Source organism: Oceanimonas sp. AH20CE76 (assembly GCF_039654065.1).
Lineage (GTDB): Bacteria > Pseudomonadota > Gammaproteobacteria > Enterobacterales > Aeromonadaceae > Oceanimonas > Oceanimonas smirnovii.
In genome coordinates this window covers 3,165,372-3,179,942 of sequence record NZ_CP155481.1, presented here as the reverse complement: position 1 = coordinate 3,179,942, position 14,571 = coordinate 3,165,372, and the positions used below count along the sequence as shown (strand labels likewise).

At 56.7% G+C, this 14,571-nt stretch carries 14 protein-coding genes; 9 read left to right on the top strand and 5 right to left on the bottom strand.

Annotation, left to right across the window (positions count from 1 at the left end; genetic code table 11):
* Positions 1 to 132: 132 nt before the first annotated feature.
* Genes N2M06_RS15475 through gltS form a run of 3 tightly spaced genes read left to right on the top strand, consistent with a single transcriptional unit; the run spans position 133 to position 3,075 of the window.
* Positions 133 to 855 (top strand): IclR family transcriptional regulator, encoded by a 723-nt coding sequence (locus N2M06_RS15475; RefSeq protein WP_019934586.1) that lies wholly within the window; start codon positions 133 to 135, stop codon positions 853 to 855.
* A 21-nt stretch (positions 856 to 876) separates the two neighbouring features.
* On the top strand, positions 877 to 1,827 hold the full coding sequence (hutG, locus tag N2M06_RS15470) for a formimidoylglutamase (RefSeq protein ID WP_346351213.1): 951 nt from the start codon (positions 877 to 879) through the stop codon (positions 1,825 to 1,827).
* Between the two features lie 39 nt (positions 1,828 to 1,866).
* Positions 1,867 to 3,075, top strand: coding sequence for a sodium/glutamate symporter (gltS, locus tag N2M06_RS15465; protein WP_019934584.1), 1,209 nt, complete (start codon positions 1,867 to 1,869; stop codon positions 3,073 to 3,075).
* 61 nt (positions 3,076 to 3,136) lie between these two features.
* Here the strand turns inward: gltS and ftsZ are convergent, their stop codons facing one another.
* Both ftsZ and N2M06_RS15455 read right to left on the bottom strand, forming a co-directional pair.
* Positions 3,137 to 4,219 carry a cell division protein FtsZ gene (ftsZ, locus tag N2M06_RS15460; RefSeq protein WP_346351212.1) on the bottom strand — a complete coding sequence of 361 codons (1,083 nt, stop codon included), beginning with the start codon at positions 4,217 to 4,219 and terminating at the stop codon, positions 3,137 to 3,139.
* Between the two features lie 63 nt (positions 4,220 to 4,282).
* A complete protein-coding gene (locus N2M06_RS15455; RefSeq protein WP_346351211.1) occupies positions 4,283 to 5,245 on the bottom strand; it encodes a WYL domain-containing protein in 963 nt (320 codons plus the stop codon).
* A 199-nt stretch (positions 5,246 to 5,444) separates the two neighbouring features.
* On the opposite strand from N2M06_RS15455, the gene N2M06_RS15450 reads away from it, so the two are divergent.
* Positions 5,445 to 7,028, top strand: coding sequence for a M14 family zinc carboxypeptidase (locus N2M06_RS15450; protein ID WP_346351210.1), 1,584 nt, complete (start codon positions 5,445 to 5,447; stop codon positions 7,026 to 7,028).
* Here N2M06_RS15450 and N2M06_RS15445 read toward each other — a convergent pair.
* On the bottom strand, positions 6,980 to 7,369 hold the full coding sequence (locus N2M06_RS15445; protein WP_317074975.1) for a SirB2 family protein: 390 nt from the start codon (positions 7,367 to 7,369) through the stop codon (positions 6,980 to 6,982). The two genes, N2M06_RS15450 and N2M06_RS15445, sit on opposite strands and share 49 nt — an antisense overlap.
* 132 nt (positions 7,370 to 7,501) lie before the next feature.
* Between N2M06_RS15445 and N2M06_RS15440 the strand changes: the two genes are divergently transcribed.
* Positions 7,502 to 7,939: a DUF411 domain-containing protein gene (locus tag N2M06_RS15440; protein WP_019934579.1), complete on the top strand. Its 438-nt coding sequence runs from the start codon at positions 7,502 to 7,504 to the stop codon at positions 7,937 to 7,939.
* Here the strand turns inward: N2M06_RS15440 and N2M06_RS15435 are convergent.
* Positions 7,920 to 8,276, bottom strand: coding sequence for a DUF2500 domain-containing protein (locus N2M06_RS15435; RefSeq protein WP_346351209.1), 357 nt, complete (start codon positions 8,274 to 8,276; stop codon positions 7,920 to 7,922). The genes N2M06_RS15440 and N2M06_RS15435 overlap by 20 nt on opposite strands.
* Before the next feature lie 65 nt (positions 8,277 to 8,341).
* Here N2M06_RS15435 and N2M06_RS15430 point away from each other — a divergent pair, with 65 nt between their 5' ends.
* The 4 genes from N2M06_RS15430 to N2M06_RS15415 all read left to right on the top strand — a co-directional run bounded on the left by N2M06_RS15430 (position 8,342) and on the right by N2M06_RS15415 (position 12,945).
* On the top strand, positions 8,342 to 10,114 hold the full coding sequence (locus tag N2M06_RS15430) for a YdbH domain-containing protein (RefSeq protein ID WP_346351208.1): 1,773 nt from the start codon (positions 8,342 to 8,344) through the stop codon (positions 10,112 to 10,114).
* Complete coding sequence (locus N2M06_RS15425) at positions 10,111 to 10,293, top strand: YnbE family lipoprotein (protein ID WP_019934576.1); 183 nt, start codon at positions 10,111 to 10,113, stop codon at positions 10,291 to 10,293. The genes N2M06_RS15430 and N2M06_RS15425 overlap by 4 nt, the downstream gene beginning before the upstream one ends.
* Positions 10,294 to 10,303: 10 nt before the next feature.
* The gene (locus tag N2M06_RS15420; RefSeq protein WP_245541395.1) at positions 10,304 to 10,618 is read left to right on the top strand and encodes a YdbL family protein; all 315 of its coding nucleotides are present in this window, start codon (positions 10,304 to 10,306) and stop codon (positions 10,616 to 10,618) included.
* 173 nt (positions 10,619 to 10,791) lie between these two features.
* Positions 10,792 to 12,945, top strand: a complete 2,154-nt coding sequence (locus N2M06_RS15415) for a S9 family peptidase (RefSeq protein WP_346351207.1) — start codon at positions 10,792 to 10,794, stop codon at positions 12,943 to 12,945.
* Positions 12,946 to 13,004: 59 nt separating this feature from the next.
* Here the strand turns inward: N2M06_RS15415 and N2M06_RS15410 are convergent, their stop codons facing one another.
* Positions 13,005 to 14,348, bottom strand: coding sequence for a sodium-dependent transporter (locus tag N2M06_RS15410; RefSeq protein ID WP_019934573.1), 1,344 nt, complete (start codon positions 14,346 to 14,348; stop codon positions 13,005 to 13,007).
* Positions 14,349 to 14,571: the final 223 nt, after the last annotated feature.

Below are 14,571 nucleotides of genomic sequence, written 5' to 3'. Positions count from 1 at the left end.
CGGTACAGCTGTTTTATTTTTTCATATGTGCGGAATTAACCTGCTTAAATAAGCATTATTTCTCATATTTTGAGAATCTGATTTTACACAGGTCGCTTTTCGAGCGAAGGTCGCGCTCTCCAGGAGAACCCAATGGCTGAAAAAACACCCTCCCAGGATAAAACATTTGCGTTGTTGTCAGCGCTGGCAGTGGCTGCCGAACCCCTGACCGCCAAAACACTGGCAGAGCAGACCGGTCTGCCTCTTTCCAGTGTGTATCGTTACCTGAGCACCTTGTCGCGCTGGTCACTGGTGCAGGAACGGCAAAGCGGCTATTACGCTCCCGGTCCCATGGCGGTGCAGCTGGCAGCGGGCTTTGAACAGCACAACAGTATGCTCACCTGGGCCCGGCCGTTACTCAGTGAACTGGCGGTGCGTACCGGTGAGAGTGCCGCCCTGATGATGCTGTCCGGCCACCGGGCTCTGTGTGTGGAGATGATCGACAGCTCCCAGGCGCTGCGCTGCTGCTATCAGAAAGGCCAGTCTCAGCCATTGCGGCGGGGAGCCAGTGCCAAAGTGCTGCTGGCTTTTGCCGGCAACACGCTGCGCAATAGTGTACTGGCGAGCCTGGATGATGCCGAACAGGACCTCATGCTGGCAGAGCTGGCAAGGGTGCGAGAGCAGGGATACGCCGTATCAGAAGGTGAGCTGGATTCGACTATTTGGGGAGTCAGCGCACCGGTATTAAGCGGCCGTGATCACCTGCTGGGCGGCATCAGCCTGATGGCACCCGCTGAGCGGGTGGGCACCCTGGCCGGTCAGTGGATTCGCTGGACCTGTGAGGCGGCCCAGCGTCTGGGTGCCATGAGTTATTAATATAAAAAGCAGGAGTCAATCATGAAGCAAACCACCTACAAAACGGCTGATATGAATGTCTGGCAAGGCCGGACCGATACCGACGAAGGCCCGCTGGCACTGCGCTGGCATCAGCAGGTGCAGTCGTTGTTTGGTAATGCGCCGGCCGGGGTGGCGTTGCTTGGCTTTTGCAGCGATGCCGGTGTGCGCCGGAATCAGGGTAACCCGGGTGCTGCTGCCGGTCCGGGGGCGTTGCGTTGTGCTGCTGCCAATCTGTCCTGGCATGGCAGCCGTCCTGTCTATGACGGCGGTGATGTTATTTGTCATGAAGATGAGCTGGAGAGTGCCCAGGCGATTTACGCCGAACAGGTGGCCCGTCTGCTGAATGAAGGTCACAAGGTGGTAGGCCTGGGCGGGGGACATGAAATTGCCTTTGGCAGCTTCAGCGGTCTGATGCAGCACCTGCAGGCGCAGGGTACCTTGCCCAAAGTGGGTATTATCAATTTTGATGCTCATCTGGATTTGCGTCGTTCCGCCCGGCCCAGCTCCGGTACTCCTTTTAACCAGTGTGCCCACTTGTGTGAGCAGCTGAATACGGCGTTTCACTACACCTGCATTGGTGTCAGCCGGTGCCATAACACGGCGGCGCTGTTTGAGCGTGCGGCCGAGCTCAATACCCGCATTGTCCACGATGAGCAGCTGCTCAGCTGGAATCCGATACCGCTGTTTGATGCGGTAGATATGGCACTGGCTGAAGCCGATGTGATTTATCTGACGATTTGTCTGGATGTCTTACCTGCCAGCCTGGCACCGGGCGTGAGTGCGCCGGCGGTGCGGGGCATGGATATGGGTCTGCTGGAGGCGGCGCTCGACCGCATTCTTGCCAGCAACAAGGTGATGATGGCGGATATTGCCGAGCTGAATCCGTCCCGTGATCACCAGTCACTCACGGCCCGTGTGGCCGCCCGCCTGCTGGCCCGCCTTGCCGGCTGATCAGCAGGCCCCTGAAAGCTGTATCAATAGGGATATGTTATGAATGTAATGACCTTCGATGTAATGACCACCACCACGCTGGCGGCGCTGTTGCTGATGCTGGGCATGTATCTGCAACGCCGTATTCCGGTGCTGCATCAGCTGTGCGTGCCGGCACCTGTGATTGGTGGTTTTGGTTTTGCGGTATTTGCCTGGCTGGCCCGGGACTGGGCACAGGTGGAGTTCAGGTTTGATCTGGCACTGCAAAGCCCGCTGATGATTGCCTTTTTTGCCACCGTAGGTCTGGGCGGCAGCCTGGCACTGCTGAAAAAAGGCGGCAAGGTGCTGGGGGTGTATCTGGTGGCCTGCTGGGTGCTGGCCATTTTGCAGAACACCATTGGCATCAGTATGGCATCTGTATTGGGCGAGCATCCGCTGCTGGGTCTGATGGCCGGTGCCGTATCACTGGAAGGCGGCTTTGGCGCTGCCGCCGCTTTTGGTCCCGAGGCCGAGGCGCTGGGGGTAACCGGCGCCACTACGGCCGCGCTGGCGGCGGCTACCTTTGGTATGGTCGCCGGCGGTCTGCTGGGTGCGCCTGTGGCCCGTCTGCTGATCAAGCGCCACAAGGTGGCCATTGAGGCGGAGCAGGTACACGAGCTGGAAGCGCTGAAAGAGGCCGAAAAGCCCGGCCGGGAAACCGTCACCGGTACCCTGCTGCTGAAAAGCGTCACCCTGGTATTGTGCACCATGGTGGTGGGGCTGTGGCTGAGTGATAACCTGCGCGCCCATTTTGATGTGATTCTGCCCTCCTATGTGGGTGCCATGTTTGTGGCTATCATAATTCGTAATCTCAATGAGCTGATACGTCTGCTGCCCATTTCCGACAGTGCCAATACCCTGGTGGGGGATTTTTGTCTGGGTATTTTTCTGACCATGGCGATGATGTCGCTGAAGCTGTGGCAGCTGGCGGATTTGGGCGCAACCCTGATGATCATTCTGGCGGTGCAGACCCTGGCCATTATTCTGCTGGCCTACTTTGTGATGTTCCGGCTGATGGGCCGTAACTATGATGCTGCCGTGCTTTGTGCCGGCTTTGTGGGGCATGGTCTGGGGGCCACTCCCAATGCGGTGGCCAATATGGGTGCTGTGTGCGATCGTTATCGGGTTTTCTCCCACAAGGCCTTTATTGTGGCGCCTTTGTGTGGTGCCGTACTGATCGATATCGTGGCCATTCCGGCCATTACCTGGTGCCTGAACGTGTTTGGCTGAGTCCGGGTTTGAGCATTAAAAAAGGCCGGTGCATTGCGTCGGCCTTTTTTTGTACCTGAAATTATTGCTGGCGCTGGCGCAGAAACGCCGGAATATCCAGACCTTCCTGCAGCGGCTGTTCTGCTGGCTGGCCGGGCTGATGCTGAGATTGCTGCACCGGCGCTATGGTTTCTTTTGGCGGCTGAATACCGGTGGCGATCATGGTGACCTGAATGCTGTCGGTTAAGTCCGGATCCAGGGTAATGCCCGATACCACAGTGGCATCTTCACCCACGCTTTCTGCCACGCGATCACCAATTTTCTGAAAATCGTCCAGGCCAATATCGGCAGATGCCACCACGTTAAGCAGCACGCCCCGGGCCCGCTCCAGCTCTACTTTTTCCAGCAGCGGATTATTCAGTGCCTGCAGAGTGGCTTCTTCTACCTTGTTTTCACCGCTGGCCAGGCCAATGCCCATCACCGCCTTGCCCTGCTGGCTCATAATGGTGCGCACATCGGCAAAGTCGATATTAATCAGGCCGGTCTGACCAATGATGTCCGCCAGACCACGTACCGCATTCTGAATCACCTTGCTGCTTTCAGAAAAGGCCTTAATCAGCGGGGTGCGGGCACCCAATACCCGCAGCAGGTAGTCGTTGGGCAGTACCAGCAGGGCATCGGTGTGTTCTGCCAGGGTTTCCAGGCCATCTTCCGCCGCCTTGGCGCGCTTTTTGCCTTCAAAGCCAAAGGGGCGGGTGACAATGGCCACCGTCATTATGTTCATTTCCCGGGCCAGCTGAGCCACCACAGGAGCCGCACCCGTGCCGGTGCCGCCACCCATGCCGGCAGTAATAAAGCACAGATCCGCGCCTTGCAGACGGGCACGAATATCGGCTTCGCTTTCTACTGCGGCCTTGCGGCCGGTTTCGGCCTCGGCACCGGCACCCAGACCACGGGTCAGTTCACGGCCCAGCTGCAGAATTTCTACCCGGCTTTGCTGCAGAGCTTTGGCATCCGTATTCATGGCAATGGTGTTGACGTGGGCCGGCAACTGGTGATCGGCCAGCAGGTTGACGGTATTACCGCCACAGCCGCCCACACCCACTACGCTGATGCGAATGGTGTCGCAGTCGGGTTCGGCGGGCTCAAAAAAAATCTGATCCATCCTGGTCTCCGTGAAAAAACAAAGGGCTGAACCAGTCAGCCCTTATCATCGGTATGGGTGCCGTTATTTGGCGGACTTCAGTGACTCCGGTGCCAGTATTTCTACCTTACCGCCCATGTCAGTCAGCCAGCGGCGAAATTCGGGAGAATCTTTTACATCGGTTTCCACCATCATGCTTTGCTTGTCATAACGGGTCAATCGCGGATTGTGGCCCGGAATGGTGTCTTCCAGCAGCGGCCGGCCCGTATTGGCAATACGGCCAACAAAATGGATGGTTTCTGTCTCTTCCTGGTAGCCTTTTTCCCGCACCAGCTTGTGCGTGCTGAACTCTCGGGGCTGGGTAACCGGCCGGCTGGTCAGTTCAACATCCTTGATGTGTTCAAAAGGAATGCCGTAAATCTTGGGGTCCATGTCGGTCATGGTGCACAGCAGCATGGTGCCGTCTTTACGGCTGACAATGCCCAGCGGGTTGACCTGCTCATAACGCAGCCACACGGTGCGGCCCTTGATCTGGCGCTTGATTTCAGCGGTGAATTTGCGGCCACGCCACAGGGCATCGCGAATAGTGGTGGCGCGGCGCATTTCCGGGCTGCCGGCAAACGGCTTGGGCAGCTGCACCACGTTTTCCATCCAGCGACCGGCCAGCTCGCTCTGGCTGTCGTTAATAACCTGAGTCGCCTTGTCGATAATGGGCGTCAGTTCGGTCAGTACACTGGCAGGCAGCAGGTCGGCGGCCTGGTCGTTCCAGGTTTTCAGTGCCATGGCCAGGCCCAGCGGCATAAAGTTGGCGAAGTCGTTCAAACCATTGCGTTCGAAACACCAGCCGTGGGGTTTGCTGCGATCATCGGAAGTGAGATCAAACAGGCCCATGCCCGACATTTCTTCCAGATCCCGCTGTACGGTCCGCAGGCTTACCTGAATTCCTTCTTCTTCCAGTTTTTCTTGCAGCTGGCGTGCGGTCAGCTTGTATGGACGGTAGGGAACACAGCGCGCCAGGGTCAGTTGTCTCAGCAGTTTCTTACTCATGGTGATGCCCTCTTGCTTGGGATGATTGTATCCTAGGCAGTAGGTGTGACAAGTTTTGACGCATGTTTTTCGTGAGTGAGTGTCGCCATTTTTCTACAGTCGCCACTTTTTGGTCTGATCCTGACGCTGAGCGAGACTTGCCGGAATAGGGTTTTGATCCTATAACCTTTTGATATTGATATAACTTTCAGGTCTCGTTATGCGTATTTTAGTGTTGCTGCTGTTGTTCTGGGGAGGTCAGGCTTGGTCCGTATTGGAACCCTTGACGCCATTAAAAAAAGCAAATTATTTGTCGTTGCCCGACAGTCGTGACATTGACCACTACCTGTTCACCCTGGCCGAACACAGCGACCGGGCTCGTATGGTTCACATTGGCACCTCTGCCGGTGGCCGTCCGGTTCATGCCCTGCTGATGTCCTCTTCACCGGCCTTTATGCGGCATTACCGGCCCGAGCCCGGCAAGGCCACAGTGCTGGTGCTGGCGGCTCAGCACGGCAACGAGCCTGCCGGTGCCGAAGCGGTACAGCAGCTGGCACAGGAGCTGACTCTGGGCCGGCATGAGGCTTTGCTGAAGCGGCTGAATCTGGTGCTGGTGGCCATGGCCAATCCTGATGGCCGGGATCTGTCCCGCCGCCACAATGCCAACGACGAAAACACCAACATCGACTATGTGGCGCTGAATGCCGGTGAGACCCGGCTGCTGGTCAATACGTTGCAGCGTTTTGATCCGGATCTGGTATATGACGCCCATGAGTCGGGGATCTGGAAGCGGGTACTGACCAGAGAGCAGGGCTGGCTGACCGATGTGGAAGTACAGTTTGAGGTAGGCAATAACCCCAATATCGATGCGCGCCTGCAGGATTATACCGCCGGTTTTCTGCTGCCGGCACTGATCAGCAAGGTCAGCGAAGCCGGCGTCAGGGCCGAGGCTTACCGGGGGGAAATTACGCAGCTGGGGCAGCGGGTGGCCCGGGGGGGCCTGGGCATTACCAATCTGCGTAACTATGCGGCCATGCAGGGGCGGGTGTCTGTACTGGTAGAAAGCCGGCTGGATAATAAAAGCGGCAGTTATGCCACACCGCGTAATATTGCCGAACGGGTACGCAAGCAACATCTGGCACTGCTGAGCCTGTTGCAGCTGGCTGCCACTGACAGCCGGCGGCTGATGGCAGTGTCGCGTCAGGCTCGTGCACAGTGGCAGTCTGCCGGCGCGGATCGCTCCCTGAGCATGGATGTGCACTTTGCCCGTAATCATGCCGAGCCCGAGGTGAGGCTGCCACTGGTCAGACTCAGCAGCGGTGAGCGCCGTTATCATGAGTTTGTCAATTACAACGCCATCGTGGCCGGGGAGCAGGTATTGTTGCCGCCAGCCTATGCCATCACCCGGGAACGTGAACGAATGGCTCGCTGGCTTGAACGGCATCATATTCGCTTTATGACGTTACGGGCACCTCAAGACGTCCGGGCCGAGCGCATCCTGATAGAGGCGCTGCAGCCACAGCCCAGAATAAAGCCGGGTGTCAGAGAAAAATGGCGGGTACAGGCGCGTACTGAAGCCGGTGAGCTGAGGCTGGGGCCGGGAGATATACTGGTCCCCATGGATCAACCCCTGGGGCCGCTGGCGGCAATGATGCTGGATCCGCGCTCAGCCAATGCCCTGTATCAGGAAGCAGGCTGGCGCTGGCTGAAGCCGGGGCCGTTTCCGGTGTTTCCGGTTAACCCCGGCAAAGCGCGTTACAGCACCAGCCAGGACAGTGGTGACTTGGTGACTGCCGCACCATAGATGTAGGAAAAAATAGCAATGGAAGCGAGCGCAGCCATCAGACGCTGGCCGCGGGTTTTGCCGCGTTTGATGGCAATGGTGCCCACTATGATGTAGAGCACCAGGCCAATAATTTTGGCTGCCAGCCAGGGGCTGTTCTCAAGGGGGTTGAACTTAAGGCTGACCGCCAGCCAGATGCCAAATATCAGCAGCAGGGTGTCGTTGATATGAGGCAAAATCTTCAGCAGCTTGTTGTTGATGCGGGCGGGAGAGGGGACCGCCAGCCAGGCTCTCAGCATAAACAGCACTATGCTGATAATGGCAAACATCATGTGTGCATGCTTAAGGGCAAGATAAGACATATTGGCTCCGGAGTTATACTTTATAAAGTGGTAAGCATAACCGTTTGACGCCGGTCTGAATACCGACAACAGGCGACCCGGAGACTGAGCTTTGCTAGTCTGGTAGCGGGTCATTCAACACAGGAAAGCATGATGAAAAAAAGCTTGATGAGTCTGGCACTGCTGCTGGCCGGGCCTGCGCTGGCAGCACCTGCAGCACTTCCTTCGGTTACCGTATACAAGTCACCTACCTGTGGCTGCTGTGAAGACTGGGTAGAGCACATGCGCGAGTCCGGCTTTGACGTGACCAGCGTAGACACCAATTATATGGAATCGGTGAAGGTGCGGGCCGGTGTCAAACCGTCTTTGGCGTCCTGCCACACCGCTCAGGTTGGTGGCTATGTGATTGAAGGGCATGTGCCGGCACATGATGTAAAGCAGCTGCTGCAGAACCAGCCAGAGCATCGCGGCCTGACCATTCCGGGCATGCCCCAGAGTGCACCGGGCATGGATATTCCCGGCACTCCCTATGAAGTACTGAGTTTTGACGCACAGGGCAACACAGCGGTATTCAGTCGCTATCCTGGCTAGTGTCGTCGGGCTCAAAGGCAATAAAGCGCCGGCCCCGGAACACCAGGGTGCCGGTGCTGTTCAGCAACAGCTGCTCATAGAGATGCTCGCTTACTTGAAATTCCTGTTCCTGGTCTCCCGGGCGCGCCCGGAAGCTGACATAGAACTGTTGTCGCTGAGCCGGCAGTTCAGTTTCCTCCTTGGAACTGCGCCCCATAAACTGCTTTATATGCTTGCCACTGACCGTAACCCTGATGCTGTGCTCAGGCTGAGTATGATCATAAAAGCGCTGATAAAGCCGCCTTCCGAGCACCAAAAAAGCAATCACGACAATGCCCCAAAGCACCAATTTATCCATTTACGGTTTCCCCCTGTTACTGGATTTAGCTTAAGAGCTGAGCGGGGTAGTGCAAGGAGTTTGGCATGATGAAATGGCTGTTGCCGGTTTTATTGCTGAGTTTACCTGCGGCGGCGGCTTTGCCCGCCGGCATTGAACTGACGGCGCAGATGGAACGAGCAGTAGTACCAGCCTGCCCTAAAGAACGAGCTCACTCACTCAGGCTGCACTGGCACAATGGTAAAGTCACCGGCACGCTGGCATATCTGGGTCTGGATCTGGGGTGTTCCCGTAGTGGTAATACCGGCGCACAAGGTGAAGGAGATGCCCTTTCTGTGCTGCTGACCCTGCCGCCGGTCGATTTTGCTATTGATCAGTTAACGCTGCATTTACCGGGCCGGACCCTTAATGGTCCGGCCCGGTTGCGCCATCATAATGGCGACATCATGATTGACTGGCAGGCTGAAGGCAGCCCGCTTGCTATCGTGTTGACGCCGGATCAGGGCGGCTGGCGCTGGCGCGGTATCCTGCCCGGCAGCCTGCTACTGCCGGCACTGAAACAGCCGGTGAGTATGCAGGGCAGCTGGCAGCCCGGGCAAGGGCTGCGGTTGAATGCAGAGGCGGGGTTGCCTGCCCCGCTGAGCGGCCGGCTGCAACTGGACGCACAGCTGCATACCGGTGAGGATGGCTGGTTTTGGGATCCCGGCTCACGGTTGCATATAAACCGGCTCAACTGGCAGCACCTGCAGCTCGACGAGCTGATGCTGCAGCCTGCGGCCGCTTTGCCCCTGGGCGGTATTGGCCGGTGGGAGCTGAGCTGGCAGGGCGGCCGCTGGCAACAGCAGGCACTGCCCCGGGCACAGCTGGCTTTGCAGCTTAACAGTTATGAACACGGCAGCGCGGAACTGATATTGTCACCGCAGTTGCAAGTAAAGGCTAACTGGCGCTGGCAGCAGGGGCTGGCCCTTGAGCTGCCTGAACAGAGGTTGTCGCTGGCCGCTGGCCTGGCCTGGCTGAACCGCTGGCTGGCGCTGCCCGATGTAGACGTGGAGCAAGGGCAACTGGTATTGGCGCTGCAATCAGCCAATGTACTGAGTGCTGCGCAGCCGCTGATATTACTGGCGCGGCTTGAAGATGGCCGGCTGAGCCGGGGAGAGCTGAGCGCCACTGGCGTGAGCGGCCAGCTCGCCGGTCGCTGGCAGCAGGGACGGCTGAGGCTGAATGCCGGCAGCGGTCTGACCATAGAGGCGTTGAGTACCGGTGTGCCCGTCACTAATATTCATGCTGCGTTAAGCTGGCGTAATAACAGGCCCTGGCTGTCAGGGCTTACCGCCAATGTGCTGGAAGGCCGGCTGGCACTGTCGCCAATGCCATTAAGTGCTCACTTACAGGGCGAGCTGCATATTCAGGATGTATCGCTGGCCAGTCTGCTGAATTTGACCACAGTGTCGGGACTGACCGGTGACGGCCGTTTGCATGGCCGGCTGCCCTTTGTATTTGATGGTGCTGTCAGTGTTCATAACGGTCGTCTCTGGAGCCATAACGGCTGGGTGTCTTATCAGGCCGGTGAGGCGCTGCGTGATTCTGCCGCAGACAATATGTCGTTAGCGCTTACCCTGGGCATGCTGGAAGATTTACGTTACCAGCGTCTTAGCGCCGACATGACCATGGCTGTTGACGGTGAGGCGGTGATCATGACGCGGTTGCAGGGCCGGGCTCCGGTAGGCGAGCGAATGCACCCGGTTAACTTCAATTACCGCCATCAGGAAAACCTGTTACAGTTGCTGCAGAGCCTGCGCTTTGCCGAAGATCTCAGTGAGCGGCTGCCGGCGCAGTGGCAAGGGGGTAAGGAACAATGAAACAAACCGCTATGGTGCTGGCAGTGTTGCTGCTGGGTGCCTGCACACCCAGGGTGGAAGTCATGGTTCCCGACAAGCCCATCACCGTGAATTTAAATGTGAAGGTAGATCACGAGATTCGGGTGCGGGTAGATCGGGAGCTGGAAAAACTGTTTGAACAAGAGCAGGAACTGTTCTGAGGAGACTGATATGAGATGGTTGGCTATGATTCTGGCAGCAACTCTCAGCCTGTCGGCCTGGGCACTGGATCTGCAGCAGGCTAAACAGCAGGGGCTGATTGGTGAACAGGTAAATGGTCTGGTGGGTGCGGTGCAAGGTGGTGCTCAGGTGAGCGCCATTGTGAATGACATTAACCGCAAGCGGCTCGACAGCTACCGGGATATTGCTCAAAAAACCGGCACCAGTCTGACGATAGTGCAAAGCCGTGCCGGTCAGCTGAATATTGATCGCACCCCTCCGGGCCAGTATGTGCAGCTGGCTGACGGTCGCTGGCAACGTAAGTAATCACTTCTCCCCTGAGGCTGCAGTTGCGGCCTCATTTGACTTTGTTTTTCGTTTTATTTGGCATTTTTCACCGGTTTTACTGGCTGCTGTGGCACTTCGTGAGTAATATTTGCTGGTTTTTTGAGCAGGTGTGCCGGAGGTGATGCATGGGGAATAGGGCAGGGCTTTGCCTGATGTTAGCATGGGTGCTGTGTACCCTATCCTATGCCAAAGGAGCCGACGTGCAGCTGCAACCGCCTGTCGCCAGAAAAATTCCCCATGTGCTCAGTCATCATGATGATATTCGTGTAGACAATTATCATTGGCTGCGTGATGACCAGCGTGAAGATCCTGAAGTGATTCAGTATCTTGAGCAGGAAAATCGCTATAGTGAGCGTGTGCTCACTCCGCTTAATGATCTTCAGCAAAGCCTGTTTCAGGAAATGGTGGCGCGGGTACGGCAGGATGATAACACTGTCCCTTATTTCAAGCAGGGCTGGTGGTATCGTACCCGCTATCAGCAAGGGCAGGAATATGGCATTACCGAGCGTTATCCTGATGGCCGGCCCGAGCAGATTGAAGTGTTGCTGGACGGCAACCAGCGGGCAGACGGTAAAGCGTATTATGATCAGGGCCAGATGGCGGTCAGCCCGGATCAGCAGACCCTGGCCTTTTCGGAAGATTTTATTTCCCGCCGCCAGTATCAGATCCGTTTCAAATCGCTGCAAACCGGTGAGCTTTATGACGAAGTGCTGGAAAATACCTCGGGCAATCTGGTGTGGGCCAACGACGGCAAAACTCTGTTTTATGTGAAACAGGATGAAGGTACCCTGCTGCCGTTTCAGGTATACCGCCACCGCCTTGGCACCGAACAGAGCCAGGATGTGCTGGTGTATGAAGAGCCCGACAGCGGCTTTTATACCAGCCTCTACAAGAGCCGTTCGGGAGATTATATTGTGATTGGCGGCTGGAACACCGATGCCTGCGAGCTGCGTATTATTCCCTCCGACAATCCCGCTGCCGCGCCTCAGTTATTCTGGCCCCGACAGCATGGTCATGAATATGATCTGGACCATTATGATGGCCGTTTCTATGTACGCTCCAACAAAGACGGTGCCAACTTTGGCTTGTATGTGACCGACAGGGTCAGCGAGCCGAATGAGTGGCAGCCGTTGATTCCTGCCCGTGCCGATGTGCTGCTGGAAGGTTTTGCTCTGTTTCGCGACTGGTTGGTGCTGGAAGAGCGCAGTGAAGGCCTGCTGCACCTGCGTCAGGTGAACAGACATAATAATACCGAACACCAAATCGCCTTTGATGATCCTGCCTATGTCAGCTGGCTGGGCACCAATCCGGAAGCCGATACGCCCTGGCTGCGTTATGGCTATGCTTCCATGACCCGGCCATCTACCGTGTATGAAGTAAGCATGGATACCGGTGAGCGGCGGGAGCTGAAACAGCAATATGTGGGCGAGCAGTTCAATGCTGCCGACTACCGCAGTGAGCGGTTGTGGGTGAACGCCCGGGACGACACCAAAGTGCCGGTCTCGCTGGTATATCGGGCTGATTCGTTTAAGCGCGATGGCAGTAATCCGCTGCTGGTATATGCCTACGGCTCTTACGGTGCCAGTATGGATCCGGACTTCAGCAGCGCTCGTTTAAGCCTGCTGGACCGGGGTTTTGTGTATGCCATTGCCCATGTGCGTGGGGGAGAGGAGCTGGGCCGGGACTGGTATGACCAGGGCCGGCTGATGAGCAAGCAGAACACCTTTAATGATTTTATTGATGTGACCCGCGCTCTGGTGCAGCAAGGTTACGGTGATGAGCACAGAGTATTTGCCTCCGGCGGCAGTGCCGGCGGTCTGCTGGTGGGAGCGGTGGTAAATATGGCCCCTGAGCTGTATAAGGGCGTGGTTGCCGTGGTGCCCTTTGTGGATGTGGTAACCACCATGCTGGATGAGTCTATTCCGCTGACTACCGGCGAATACGGTGAATGGGGTAACCCCAACCAGGCCGACGCCTATCACTATATGAAGTCTTACAGTCCTTATGATCAGGTAAAGCCTCAGGCGTACCCGCACATGCTGGTGACAACCGGCTTACACGACTCTCAGGTGCAATACTGGGAGCCGGCCAAGTGGGTGGCCAAGCTGCGTGAGATGAAAACCGACGATAACCTGCTGCTGCTGCATTGTGATATGGACAGCGGCCACGGCGGCAAGTCAGGTCGGTTTGAGGCTTATCATGAACTGGCCCGGGAATACGCTTTTTTGCTGGCCCTGGCCGATGAAGAGCAGAGCTCTCGCCTGGCCGCCGGCCCGAGTGCCCCACAAGATCGGGAAACCCGTTAACCGGGTTAATAAAGAAGGGCCGCATTGCGGCCCTTTGTGTTTGAGCAGTGGTGAAAGGATCAGCCACCGATGGACTGAATAATCACCACCAGTACCAGCACCGGGCACACAAAGCGTACATACCAGGGCCAGATTTTCCAGAACAGACCTTGCTCTACATCAGGGCAGCCGGCTTTGAGCTCTGCCAGCACCTTGTTGCGCTGCCATACCCAGCCGGCATAAAGGGTGATGCACAGGCTGACCAGAGGCTGAGCATATTGGGTGGTAGCGGTGATCACCAGGCCAAACAGGCTGCCGAAGTTAAACACAATAATAATGCTGATCAGAGTACAGAGTGCGGTCATCAGCCAGGTGGCCTTGATGCGGGACATGCCGGTGCTTTCTATGGTCAGGGACACCGGCGCTTCCAGCATGGAAATGGAGGAAGTCAGTGCCGCCACTATCATCAGCAAAAAGAAGGCAAAGGCAATCAGATGCTGGGCCTGACCCATGGTTTCAAACAATGCCGGTAGCACAGAGAACACCAGTGTATCGGAGCTGAGCAGGCTGCCATCGTCGGCAAAAATCGCCACGCCATTATGCTGGGCCACATACATGGCCGGCAAAATCAGCAGGCCAGCCAAAAACGCCACGCTGGTATCAAGCAGAGTCACCTGAGCGGCCAGCGCCGGAATGCTGGACTGACGGCTGAGGTAGGAGCCGTACAGCATCATGACGGCTGCCCCCAGCGACAATGAGAAAAAGCTCTGGCCCAGTGCACCGATCAGCACATCCCGGTTAAGCACCCGGGAAAAGTCCGGAACCAGATAGGCGTGCAGACCTTCACCTGCACCGTCCTGAGTGAGCATATAAGCAGTCAGTGCAATCAGCATCAGCAGCAGCAGCGGCATCAGCCGGCTCGACCATTTTTCAATGCCCTGCTCCAGCCCTCTGCTCACCACATACAGGCTGAGCAGAGCAAACATAAGCGTGAACACAAGGTTACGGGAGGTAGAAAAAGCGGTAAGCCAGTCTCCTTTCATGCCCAGCATGTTGCTCAGCGGATCCAGCGCATAGGCAATAAACCAACCGGATACAATGGCATAGAAGGTAAAGATTAAGCTGACCGTAACGACTGCCGCCAGCCCCACCAGGCCGGCAATGGCCCTGCCCGAGCGGTTGCCGGTGAGCTTTTGCAGTGCATGAAAAGGACCGGCCTGACCGTGGCGGCCTATGGTAATTTCTGCCACCAGCATGGGGTATCCCAGCAGCAATATCATCAGCAGATATACCAGCAAAAAAGCACCGCCACCATTACTGGCAGCCTGAGTGGGAAAGCCCCAGATGTTTCCTACGCCAATCGCCGAACCGGCGGCGGCCATGACAAATCCCAGCTTGCTGCTGAATTGCGCCCTTGCACTCACGTCTGCTTGCTCCTGATGGGTGTAAACTAAAGTGTACACTTCACTTCAATAGAAAATTGCGAAAACTATGGAGTTTTGCAGAGTTTTTGTCAAAGAAAACTCTGGCACTTAGGGTTACATAGTGATCAGGGCGCTATCGAAAGCCAAACATCATGAAATGATTAAAATTGAGGCGGCGAAAGAGGGTTTACGCTCACTGTGCTCATCCATCGACATTGGCGCG